At 40.6% G+C, this 12,258-nt stretch carries 5 protein-coding genes, 2 tRNA genes, 5 rRNA genes and 3 pseudogenes (1 of these 15 only partly in view); 14 read left to right on the top strand and 1 reads right to left on the bottom strand.

The features are described 5' to 3' along the window. The first annotated feature begins 446 nt into the window (after positions 1-446). The 6 genes from PL321_RS08120 to rrf (PL321_RS08095) all read left to right on the top strand — a co-directional run bounded on the left by PL321_RS08120 (position 447) and on the right by rrf (PL321_RS08095) (position 5,393). Positions 447-1,964 (top strand): 16S ribosomal RNA (locus PL321_RS08120). A gap of 97 nt (positions 1,965-2,061) precedes the next feature. Further along, positions 2,062-4,950, top strand: a 23S ribosomal RNA gene (locus tag PL321_RS08115). A 28-nt stretch (positions 4,951-4,978) separates the two neighbouring features. Then, a 5S ribosomal RNA gene (rrf, locus tag PL321_RS08110) occupies positions 4,979-5,093 on the top strand. A gap of 6 nt (positions 5,094-5,099) precedes the next feature. Further along, positions 5,100-5,176: transfer RNA gene (locus PL321_RS08105), tRNA-Ile, on the top strand. Positions 5,177-5,185: 9 nt separating this feature from the next. After that, positions 5,186-5,261: transfer RNA gene (locus PL321_RS08100), tRNA-Ala, on the top strand. 17 nt (positions 5,262-5,278) lie between these two features. After that, positions 5,279-5,393, top strand: a 5S ribosomal RNA gene (gene rrf / locus PL321_RS08095). The 16S, 23S and 5S rRNA genes sit together here with 2 tRNA genes alongside, the layout of an rRNA operon. 519 nt (positions 5,394-5,912) lie before the next feature. On the opposite strand, the pseudogene PL321_RS08090 reads toward rrf (PL321_RS08095), so the two are convergent. Next, a pseudogene (locus tag PL321_RS08090) lies at positions 5,913-6,472 on the bottom strand (nitroreductase family protein). A 145-nt stretch (positions 6,473-6,617) separates the two neighbouring features. On the opposite strand from PL321_RS08090, the gene PL321_RS08085 reads away from it, so the two are divergent. From PL321_RS08085 to PL321_RS08045, 8 genes and pseudogenes are all read left to right on the top strand, one after another. Continuing rightward, a complete protein-coding gene (locus tag PL321_RS08085) occupies positions 6,618-6,932 on the top strand; it encodes a winged helix-turn-helix transcriptional regulator (RefSeq protein ID WP_273964140.1) in 315 nt (104 codons plus the stop codon). A 238-nt stretch (positions 6,933-7,170) separates the two neighbouring features. Then, a complete protein-coding gene (locus tag PL321_RS08080; RefSeq protein ID WP_273964139.1) occupies positions 7,171-7,698 on the top strand; it encodes a uracil-DNA glycosylase in 528 nt (175 codons plus the stop codon). A 57-nt stretch (positions 7,699-7,755) separates the two neighbouring features. Continuing rightward, entirely contained in the window at positions 7,756-7,977 is a 222-nt protein-coding gene (locus PL321_RS08075) for a DUF3892 domain-containing protein (protein ID WP_273964138.1), read from the top strand. Between the two features lie 146 nt (positions 7,978-8,123). Then, positions 8,124-8,438, top strand: a complete 315-nt coding sequence (locus tag PL321_RS08070; RefSeq protein ID WP_273964137.1) for a uracil-DNA glycosylase family protein — start codon at positions 8,124-8,126, stop codon at positions 8,436-8,438. Continuing rightward, positions 8,435-8,695, top strand: coding sequence for a uracil-DNA glycosylase family protein (locus tag PL321_RS08065; protein ID WP_337961128.1), 261 nt, complete (start codon positions 8,435-8,437; stop codon positions 8,693-8,695). Before PL321_RS08070 ends, PL321_RS08065 begins: the two co-directional genes overlap by 4 nt. 13 nt (positions 8,696-8,708) lie before the next feature. After that, positions 8,709-10,069, top strand: a pseudogene (gene murD, locus PL321_RS08060) (UDP-N-acetylmuramoyl-L-alanine--D-glutamate ligase). A 126-nt stretch (positions 10,070-10,195) separates the two neighbouring features. Next, positions 10,196-11,568, top strand: a pseudogene (locus tag PL321_RS08055) (sodium-dependent transporter); the annotation flags it as partial. A gap of 393 nt (positions 11,569-11,961) precedes the next feature. Continuing rightward, positions 11,962-12,258: ribosomal RNA gene (locus PL321_RS08045) — 16S ribosomal RNA — on the top strand (it continues 1,221 nt past the right edge of the window).

Here is a 12,258-nt window from a genome sequence, read left to right as displayed (position 1 = left end):
TAAGTGGGTGATGAATGTCGCTTGATAAAAATCCTTCCTTAGTAATATCATTAGTATCAAGGAAAACAGGTTGTATGAATGATAAAACTTAGGATGTAAGCCCTTTGAGCTTGGGTAATCTTGACTATGAAGTGATACTTTTATAAGTTGTGGTAGTTTGTTTACATACAACATTACCTAGAGTGTCACTATATGAAAACAAGAGATATATATAGAATTTTTAAGATTATAGTGTATATTTTAAGTTAATAACGTATAATGATATATTAAATACATTCATTACGTGATAATATATAAAAGTCGCTTGAAGCGAGCGACAGAAGAAAATAAAAAACACCGATAAAAAGGTGTTGACAAGATAAAAAAGACGTGATAATATAAATAAGCGTCAACGGTCCTTGAAAACTGAACAGCGAGAGCGAACGTACCAAATAAAAGCTAGGTTATAACATAAGAGTTTGATCCTGGCTCAGGACGAACGCTGGCGGCGTGCCTAACACATGCAAGTCGAGCGGAGGGGATAGGAGCTTGCTTCTTGAACCTCAACGGCGGACGGGTGAGTAACACGTGGGTAACCTGCCCTTGAGAGGGGGATAACAGGTCGAAAGGCCTGCTAATACCGCATAACGCTAAGATGCTGCATGGCGTCTTAGCCAAAGGTTAATTCCGCTCAAGGATGGGCCCGCGGCCCATTAGCTAGTTGGTGAGGTAACGGCTCACCAAGGCGACGATGGGTAGCCGGCCTGAGAGGGTGGTCGGCCACACTGGGACTGAGACACGGCCCAGACTCCTACGGGAGGCAGCAGTGGGGAATATTGCGCAATGGGGAAACCCTGACGCAGCGACGCCGCGTGAGCGATGAAGGCCTTCGGGTTGTAAAGCTCTGTCTTCCCTGACGATAATGACGGTAAGGGAGGAGGAAGCCACGGCTAACTACGTGCCAGCAGCCGCGGTAATACGTAGGTGGCAAGCGTTGTCCGGAATTACTGGGCGTAAAGGGTGCGTAGGCGGCTCTTTAAGTGGGGTGTGAAATCCCTGGGCTCAACCCAGGAACTGCACTCCAAACTGGAGAGCTAGAGTGCAGGAGAGGAAAGCGGAATTCCCAGTGTAGCGGTGAAATGCGTAGAGATTGGGAGGAACACCAGTGGCGAAGGCGGCTTTCTGGACTGTAACTGACGCTGAGGCACGAAAGCGTGGGGAGCAAACAGGATTAGATACCCTGGTAGTCCACGCTGTAAACGATGGGTACTAGGTGTAGGGGCGAAGCCCTCTGTGCCGCAGCTAACGCATTAAGTACCCCGCCTGGGGAGTACGGTCGCAAGATTAAAACTCAAAGGAATTGACGGGGGCCCGCACAAGCAGCGGAGCATGTGGTTTAATTCGAAGCAACGCGAAGAACCTTACCAGGGCTTGACATCCACCGAACCCTGTGGAAACACGGGGGTGCCCTTCGGGGAACGGTGAGACAGGTGGTGCATGGTTGTCGTCAGCTCGTGTCGTGAGATGTTGGGTTAAGTCCCGCAACGAGCGCAACCCTTGCCTTTAGTTGCCAGCAATTCGGTTGGGCACTCTAGAGGGACTGCCTGGGTTAACCAGGAGGAAGGTGGGGATGACGTCAAATCATCATGCCCCTTATGCTCTGGGCTACACACGTGCTACAATGGCCGGTACAATGAGTTGCAAACCCGCGAGGGGAGCTAATCTCAAAAACCGGTCCCAGTTCGGATTGTAGGCTGCAACTCGCCTACATGAAGCTGGAGTTGCTAGTAATCGCGGATCAGCATGCCGCGGTGAATACGTTCCCGGGCCTTGTACACACCGCCCGTCACACCATGAGAGCCGGCAACACCCGAAGCCAGTGGGCTAACCCGCAAGGGAGGCAGCTGTCGAAGGTGGGGCTGGTGATTGGGGTGAAGTCGTAACAAGGTAGCCGTAGGAGAACCTGCGGCTGGATCACCTCCTTTCTAAGAGGAAATAGCTCTCGCTGTTTAGTTTTGAAGAACCGTTAAGGTTCTAAGTTCTTTGAAAACTGCACAGCCAAAGGTAACAAGTTCTTTGTAAGATCAAGCTACAAAGGGCGCATGGTGGATGCCTTGGCACCAGGAGCCGAAGAAGGACGTGGTAAGCTGCGAAAAGCTGCGGGTAGCCGCAAACAGGCTGTGATCCGCAGATGTCCGAATGGGGGAACCCACCTAGTAAACACTAGGTATCCTTAACTGAATCCATAGGTTAAGGAGGGCACACCCGGGGAACTGAAACATCTAAGTACCCGGAGGAAGAGAAAGAATAATCGATTCCCTAAGTAGCGGCGAGCGAAAGGGAAGAGCCCAAACCAGAGGAAACTCTGGGGTTGCGGACAGGTCATAACGGTTTAAAATCTCTAGTCGAAGAGGCCTGGAAAGGCCGGCCACAGAAGGTAATAGCCCTGTAGGCGAAAGAGAATTTAAGCTAGACCTGATCCAGAGTACCACGGGACACGTGAAACCCTGTGGGAAGCAGGGAGGACCACCTCCCAAGGCTAAATACTACCTGGTGACCGATAGCGTATAGTACCGTGAGGGAAAGGTGAAAAGAACCCCGGGAGGGGAGTGAAATAGAACCTGAAACCGTGTGCCTACAAGCAGTCGGAGGGCGTTAAGGCCTGACGGCGTGCTTTTGTAGAACGAGCCAGCGAGTTACGGTATGTAGCGAGGTTAAGCACTTAAGGTGTGAAGCCGTAGGGAAACCGAGTCTGAAAAGGGCGAAAAGTTGCATGCCGTAGACCCGAAACCGGGTGACCTATCCATGGACAGGGTGAAGGTGAGGTAAAACTCACTGGAGGCCCGAACCACGTTGGTGTTGAAAAACCATGGGATGAGCTGTGGATAGCGGAGAAATTCCAATCGAACTCGGAGATAGCTGGTTCTCCCCGAAATAGCTTTAGGGCTAGCCTCGGGTTAGAGACGTGGAGGTAGAGCACTGAATGGGCTAGGGGCCGTCTAGGTTACCGAACCTTATCAAACTCCGAATGCCATGATCTTGATGCCCGGGAGTCAGACTACGAGTGATAAGATCCGTGGTCAAAGGGAAACAGCCCAGACCATCAGCTAAGGTCCCAAAGTGTATGTTAAGTGGAAAAGGATGTGGGATTTCCAAGACAACCAGGATGTTGGCTTAGAAGCAGCCATTCATTTAAAGAGTGCGTAATAGCTCACTGGTCGAGAGGTCCTGCGCCGAAGATGTCCGGGGCTCAAACATACCACCGAAGCTATGGACCCTAACGGGTGGTAGGGGAGCTTTCTTAGCGGGTAGAAGTCAGACCGGAAGGACTGGTGGACTGCTAAGAAGTGAGAATGCTGGCATAAGTAGCGAGAAATAGGTGAGAATCCTATTCGCCGAAAACCTAAGGTTTCCTCAGGAAGGCTCGTCCGCTGAGGGTTAGTCGGGACCTAAGCCGAGGCCGAAAGGCGTAGGTGATGGACAATCGGTTGATATTCCGATACCACCAGTAGCCGTTTGAGAGATGGGGTGACGCAGGAGGATAGGCTGAGCACACTGATGGATATGTGTGTCCAAGGCACAAGGCGTGCCTCCCAGGCAAATCCGGGAGGATAAGCTGAGTGTTGATGGGGAGTCGTAAGACGAAGCAGCTGATTTCACACTGCCGAGAAAAGCCTCTATCGAGGATGCTGGTGCCCGTACCGCAAACCGACACAGGTAGGTGAGGAGAGAATCCTAAGGCGAGCGGGAGAACCCTTGTTAAGGAACTCGGCAAATTGACCCCGTAACTTCGGGAGAAGGGGTGCCTACCGCAAGGTAGGCCGCAGAGAATAGGCCCAGGCGACTGTTTAGCAAAAACACAGGTCTCTGCTAAGTCGAAAGACGATGTATAGGGGCTGACGCCTGCCCGGTGCTGGAAGGTTAAGGGGAAAGGTTAGCGCAAGCGAAGCTTTGAACCGAAGCCCCAGTAAACGGCGGCCGTAACTATAACGGTCCTAAGGTAGCGAAATTCCTTGTCGGGTAAGTTCCGACCCGCACGAATGGCGTAACGACCTGGGCGCTGTCTCAACAAGGGACCCGGCGAAATTGTAGTACAAGTGAAGATGCTTGTTACCCGCGATTGGACGGAAAGACCCCGTAGAGCTTTACTGCAGCTTAGCATTGAGTTTCGGTATTGTCTGTACAGGATAGGTGGGAGGCAGAGAAGTAGCGTCGCTAGGCGCTATGGAGCCGACGTTGGGATACCACCCTGATGATACTGAAGCTCTAACCGGAGGCCATGAATCTGGTCACGGGACATTGTTAGGCGGGCAGTTTGACTGGGGCGGTCGCCTCCTAAAGAGTAACGGAGGCGCCCAAAGGTTCCCTCAGTGCGGTTGGAAATCGCGCGTAGAGTGCAAAGGCAGAAGGGAGCCTAACTGTGAGACTGACAAGTCGAGCAGTGACGAAAGTCGGGCTTAGTGATCCGGTGGTACCGAGTGGAAGGGCCATCGCTCAACGGATAAAAGCTACCTCGGGGATAACAGGCTGATCTCCCCAAGAGTCCACATCGACGGGGAGGTTTGGCACCTCGATGTCGGCTCGTCGCATCCTGGGGCTGAAGTAGGTCCCAAGGGTTGGGCTGTTCGCCCATTAAAGCGGCACGCGAGCTGGGTTCAGAACGTCGTGAGACAGTTCGGTCCCTATCCGTCGCGGGCGTAGGAAATTTGAGAGGAGCTGTCCTTAATACGAGAGGACCGGGATGGACGAACCTCTGGTGCACCAGTTGTCACGCCAGTGGCACAGCTGGGTAGCCAAGTTCGGAAGGGATAAGCGCTGAAGGCATCTAAGCGCGAAGCCCACCTCAAGATGAGATTTCCCATAGCGTTAAGCTAGTAAGACCCCTGAAAGAACATCAGGTTGATAGGCCAGAGGTGTAAGCGTCGTGAGGCGTTTAGCTGACTGGTACTAATAGGTCGAGGGCTTGATCATATAGGCTGTGCAGTTTTGAAAGAACTAATCCGGTGACAATGCCGCGGAGGAAACACCCGTTCCCATTCCGAACACGAAGGTTAAGCTCCGCAGGGCCGATGGTACTGCACTGTACGGTGTGGGAGAGTAGGTCGTTGCCGGATAGTTAAGGGCCTTTAGCTCAGCTGGCTAGAGCAACCGGCTCATAACCGGTCGGTCCGGGGTTCGAGTCCCTGAAGGCCCACCAACATAATATGGGGGTGTAGCTCAGTTGGGAGAGCACCTGCCTTGCAAGCAGGGGGTCAGGAGTTCGAATCTCCTCATCTCCACCATAAAAGAATAAAGCAAATCTGGTGACAATGCCGCGGAGGAAACACCCGTTCCCATTCCGAACACGAAGGTTAAGCTCCGCAGGGCCGATGGTACTGCACTGTACGGTGTGGGAGAGTAGGTCGTTGCCAGATTTGCTTTTTTATTGCCATAGAAAAAATCGTTGGAGGACCCGTACACATTCCGAGCCAGGTCGGTTAAGCTCCGCAGGGCCGATGGTACTGCACTGTACGGTGTGGGAGAGTAGGTCGTTGCCAGATTTGTTTTTTTATTGCCAAGAAAAAATCGTTGGAGGACCCGTACGCATTCCGAGACAGGTCGGTTAAGCTCCGCAGGGCCGATGGTACTGCACTGTACGGTGTGGGAGAGTAGGTCGCTTAAAGATTTGCTTTTTTATTGCCATAGAAAAAATCGTTGGAGGACCCGTACGCATTCCGAGACAGGTCGGTTAAGCTCCGCAGGGCCGATGGTACTGCATTGTACGGTGTGGGAGAGTAGGCCGCTTAAAGATTTGCTTTTTATTGCTCTGTTAATATCAAATCATAGCTTTAGTTTTTGAAAAGATATACAATGTATTTAAATTAAAGAGCCGCTTGAAGAAATGTCAAAGTAATCCTTCAAGCGGCTAATTTTTTATATTTTTTAAAACAAACTTATTTTATATATTGTACAGTTCCTTCACGTCTTGCTGGTGCATTTATTGCTTTAGTATCTTTATATCCAAGTGCAACAGCATAGTATGGAGTAAATCCTTCTGGTATATTTAATTTGTTTTTATATTCTTCAGCTTTAGGACTATTAAATAAGAAGGATATAAATCCATTCCAGCAGGAACCTATATTTAATGATTCAGCAGCAATTAACATATTTTCAGTAGCTGCAGCACAATCTACTTGGGGCATCATAGCACTATTCATTCCAGATACTATTATTAGTGTAGGAGCTCCATAAAATACATCCAGTTTCTCGTTGTTAGCCATTTTTGAATTACCTCATCATTAAATCCCTTTGCAGCTTCTTTAGATTCTCTATTTAATTCTTGTATAATTTCTTTATTTTGAATAACAGTAAAATTCCAAGATTGTTGATTATGGGCACTTGGAGCATATAAACCTGCTTCAATTATTGATTGAAGTTCTTCATTCTTTATTTGTTCAGATTTAAATTTTCTGGTTGTTCTTCTTGATTTTATTACCTTTAAAGTTTCGTTCATTTTTTACCTCCATAATTTACGTATATTTTTATATTATTATTTACATCTATGTTCGAACATATTATACTTAAATTATAAAGCATATAATTTAAAAATAAAGTATGCACTTTAAAGTAATATACTATCAAAAAGGAGAGTAAAGAAAATGCAAGGAGATAAAAAATACAATTGTCCTGTTGAATATACGTTAAGTATAATAGGTGGTAAATGGAAGACAGTAATATTATGGCATCTTTCCAACAATGAGGTATTAAGATATGGTGAATTAAAAAGACTTCTAAATGGAATAACACACAAAACATTAAGCAATCAACTAAAAGAGTTAGAGGCGGATGGTCTAATAAATAGAAAGGAATATTATCAGATTCCACCAAAGGTAGAGTATTCTTTAACTGAAAAAGGAAAAGGGTTGATGCCAGTTTTAAAGGCACTTTGTGAATGGGGTTCTAAAAATATGTAAAAAAGAGCCAGGGGTCTCCTGGCTAGGGTCAGTTAATAGGGTTTAATCATGGGGATATGTTATATGAAAGGGTCTTTTCGCTATTTAATACAATATAAATATAACACATTTATATTTAAAGTGCAACATATTTAATTAAAAATAATAAAAAATTTAAGTAATAAATATATTAATGTATTATATATTCTGTTATATAATACATTAATACGTTCTATAACAATAAATAGGGGTAGATTATATGAGTTGTATAGAAGAATTAAAAGTATATGTTAATAATTGTGAAAGATGTAGACTATCTCAAAACAGAAAAAATGTTGTGTTTGGTGAGGGAGATATAAATGCAAAGCTTATGCTTATAGGTGAAGGACCGGGTGAAGAAGAAGATAATACAGGTAGGCCTTTTGTAGGAAAGGCAGGAAAGCTTTTAGATAAGATGCTTGAGGCAGTAAATATTAAAAGAGAAGAGGTTTATATTGCAAATATAGTAAAGTGTAGACCGCCTAATAATAGAGTTCCCTTTGAAGATGAAGCAAAGACTTGTATAGTTTATTTAAGAAAACAGGTTGCAATAGTAAAACCTAAAATAATTGTTTGTTTAGGTTCTACAGCGGCAAAGTATGTTATAGATGAAAAAATAAAGATAACAAAGGATAGAGGGATATGGTATAAAAAGGGTAATTTTTATATTTTAGCAACCTTTCATCCAGCAGCTCTATTAAGAGATGAAAATAAAAAGAAACTGGCTTGGGAGGATTTAAAAAGATAAAGGCAATGTATGAAACTCTTCCTTAAGTGAAACAATAACTAAAAAGGAGGGGTTTAAATGAGAATTACTGGAGTAAAGCACGATAAAAATGGAGAAATAATTTCTTATAGATTAAGTACGGGACAAATAATTTCCAAGGGTGAAGGTATAAAGCTTGCAGAACAAGGACAGATAGAAGGTGTTACAGTTGGTGTATCAAAAACAGGAGAAAAGTTTTTAAGAAGTTTACCTGATGGAGATAGTAGAAATAACCTTGATAATTTACCTGAGATAATGTAATAGGTGGTTTTCCACCTATTTTTTAGTTTGTAATAATTTATAATCAATTAAATTATTACAATGTGATATAATTTTTATTGTGCTTTTAATACTATATTTTTTCTAATTTTAGATATTATATTAAATACATAATAAGGAGTGAAAGTATGGATTTAAAAACTATTTATAATGAATATGAAAATAAAATAAAAGAAGCCTATGGAGAAGATATAAAGATAGTTTATGGAGATGGAAATATAAATGCACAAATTATGCTAATAGGAGAGGCACCTGGAAGATTTGAAGAAGAACAAGGCAAACCTTTTGTTGGTCAAGCTGGGAAAAATTTAGATGAATTTATAGATATATTAGAGATAAATAGGGAGGATTTATTTATTACAAATGTTGTTAAGATAAGGCCATTTAAAATAAACGAAAAAACAGGAAGAAAAGTAAATAGAGCTCCAAATAAAAAGAAATAGAGTTATCCTTAGATACTTTACTAAAGGAAATTGAAATAGTATCACCAAAAATAATTGTAACTTTAGGAAATACTCCTTTGAAGGCGTTGTTAGGAAATGTAAGAATTGGAGATTTACACGGAAAATTAATAGATTATAATGGAAGATTTGTATATCCATTATATCATCCTGCTAGTATAATATATAATAGAGCCTTATATGATGTTTACATTGAAGATCTTAAAAATTTAAAGAAGTATATCAAGAGTAATTTTTAGGGAGGCGTTTTAATTGGTACATTCATTTGATGAATTTAAAAATTTTGTATTTAAAAAAGAGTAGCTATAGTCGGAGCAGGAGTAAGTAATACACCTCTTATTCAAATGATGTTAGATTTAGGTGCAGATGTAGTTGTTTGTGATAAAAAGACAAGTTTAGGAGAATATGAAGAAGAGCTTAAAAATAAGAGTGTAGAACTTTATTTAGGTGAAAAATATTTAGAAGGAATAAAAGATGCAGATATAATATTTAGAACACCATCTTTAATGCCAACAAATCCATATATAAAAGAAGCTATTGATAGAGGTGCTTATGTAACATCAGAGATGGGGAATTTCTAAAGTATTGTAAAGGAAAAGTAATAGGCATTACAGGTAGCGATGGAAAAACAACTACAACAACTCTTGTATATGAAATGTTAAAAAGCAAGGATACAATGTATTTTTAGGCGGAAATATAGGAAATCCCTTATTTCATAGGGTAGAAGAGATAAAAGAAGATGATTTTGTAGTACTTGAATTATCAAGTTTCCAACTCATTGATGCAAAATACTCTCCAAGAGTATCTATTATAACTAATATTACTCCTAATCATTTAGATATTCATAAGGATATGCAGGAGTATATAGATGCAAAGAAAAATATATTCTTAAATCAAAATGAAGAGGGTATTGTTGTTTTAAATAAGGATAATGATATAACAAGAAAAATATCCGAAGAAACAGATAAAAATGTTAGGTTATTTTCAAGAAAAGATAAGGCTTTTTCGTGCTTAGAAGATGATAAATTAATAGTAAATGGTAATATAGTTTGTAATATCGATGAAGTAAAGCTACCTGGTATGCATAATATAGAAAATTTACTTGCTGCCTTTGCAGCAGTATATGATTTTGTTTCTATAGATACTATGAGATACATTGCAATGAATTTTTCTGGAGTAGAACATAGAATAGAGTTTGTAAGAGAAGTAAATGGAATAAAGTTCTATAATGATTCAATTGCATCAAGTCCAGCAAGAACGATAGCAGGTTTAAAATCCTTTAAACAAAAGGTTATATTAATCGCGGGTGGGTATGACAAAAATATACCCTTTGAGCCATTGGCAGAAGAAGGTATAGAGCATATAAAATGTTTAGTGTTACTGGGGAAGACAAAGGATAAGATAAAAATGCATTTTTAAAGGTTATGGGTGAAAGAAATATAGAATTGCCAATAATAATTGCAGATAGCTTAGAAGATGCAGTATTAAAGGCATATAGTGCAGCAGAAAAAGGAGACATAATAACTCTATCACCAGCGTGTGCTAGTTTTGATATGTTTAAAAACTTTGAAGAAAGAGGTCGAATCTTCAAAGAATTTGTAAATAAAATTTAATTGACTTAAACTTGCATTTTTATAAAATTATAAACAATAAACAAAGCACCCAAAATATGTTGGGTGCCTTGTTTTATAACAAAAGTTTAACAATTTAAATTATTAAAGGGGGATTTTTATGCAGAACAAAAAAGAGAGACGTTTTCATCGGGACTTGCAGTTTTCTTTGCAACATTAGGATCAACAGTAGGTTTGGGTAATATATGGAGATTCCCATATATTACAGGTATGAATGGTGGAGGTGGATTTTTATTCATCTACATATTGTGTATACTGCTTGTTGGTATACCTATAATGATAAGTGAATTCTATATAGGAAGAAAAACAAGATCAAATGCTGTAGGGGCATTTTCAAAATTAAATAAAAGTAATTTTAAATTTATAGGACTTATGGGTGTTTTATCATCTTTTTAATTATGTTTTTTATAGTGGAGTTGCAGGATGGGTTTATTCATACGTATTTAAAAGTTTGATAGGTACCTTCAATGGAGTAACTCCAGAAAAAGCAGAAGAGTTGTTTACTTCAACAATATCAAACTACGGTATGGCATATTTATGGCAAGTAATTGTTATTGTTGTTGTTTCAACAATTTTAATAATGGGAGTTAAAAATGGTATAGAAAAGGTAACTAAAACTTTAATGCCAATTTTATTTATATTGATTATTATAATGGATATTAGAGCATTAACATTATCAAACTCATTTGAAGGTGTAAAATTCCTATTTAAAGTTGATTTTTCTAAGGTTACACAAGCAAGTATATTAATAGCTTTAGGATTAGCCTTCTTTAAACTTTCAATAGGTATGGGAACTATGATTACCTATGGTAGTTACTTTACACAAGATAATGATATGCCACAAACTGCAGTTAAAGTTGCGTTTTCAGACCTTTTAGTATCACTACTTGCAGGATTAGCTATATTTCCAGCTGTATTTAGTTTTCAAATGAAACCAACAGCAGGACCAGGACTTCTGTTTATGACAATACCTTTAGTATTTTCAAAGATGCCACTAGGTAGAGTGTTATTGACATTATTCTTTTTATTAACTTCCTTTGCAGCTACAACTGCAATGATTTCGTTGGTAGAAGTTCCTGTTGCATATCTATCAGAAGAAAAGAAGATGGATAGAAAAAGGCAGTTTTACTAACAGGAGTAATAATACTTGCATTTGGATTCTTAGCGACAGCATCAATAGCAGGTGGAAATGCAATAGCTGAAGTTAAGGCCTTTGGAAAGAACTTTTTGATTTATTTGACTTTATATCAAGTAATATACTACTACCACTTGGTGGATTATTCATCACTTTATTTATTGGATATTTTATTGATAGAAACGATATAGTAAATGAATTAAGCAATGGAGGAAGAATAAGTAACAATGCAGTACTTGCTATATTCTTTACATTAGTAAGATATATATCTCCAATATTAGTTGTAATAATATTCCTAAACTCAATAGGTGTTATGAATAAAATACTTAATATAATTTTAAAATAAGAAATTGATTTTACATTTAAAATACCCATTACTTATAAAAATTAAGTAATGGGTATTTTAAGGTTTGAAGAAAAGTTGCTATATATTATTTTAAACAGCATATAATAAAAAGTTCTTCAACGGAACTAGGTGTGTCATAGCAAATAAAAAGAGAAAAAACAAAAAATCTAAAGATATTATGTGGTAATTCATATTAATTGGGTTTAATACATTAGATATAATAAAGGCTGAGTGATATTATATAAAAGTCGCTTGAAGCGAGCGACAGAAGAAAATAAAAAACATCGATAAAAAGGTGTTGACAAGATAAAAAGACGTGATAATATAAATAAGCGTCAACGGTCCTTGAAAACTGAACAGCGAGAGCGAACGTACCAAATAAAAGCTAGGTTATAACATAAGAGTTTGATCCTGGCTCAGGACGAACGCTGGCGGCGTGCCTAACACATGCAAGTCGAGCGGAGGGGATAGGAGCTTGCTTCTTGAACCTCAACGGCGGACGGGTGAGTAACACGTGGGTAACCTGCCCTTGAGAGGGGGATAACAGGTCGAAAGGCCTGCTAATACCGCATAACGCTAAGATGCTGCATGGCGTCTTAGCCAAAGGTTAATTCCGCTCAAGGATGGGCCCGCGGCCCATTAGCTAGTTGGTGAGGTAACGGCTCACCAAGGCGACGATGGGTAGCCGGC

It is taken from the genome of Caloramator sp. mosi_1 (assembly GCF_028622835.1).
Taxonomy (GTDB): Bacteria; Bacillota; Clostridia; order Clostridiales; family Caloramatoraceae; genus Thermobrachium.
Note: the sequence above shows the minus strand (reverse complement) of the source record. Positions and strands in the feature narration are given on the sequence as shown.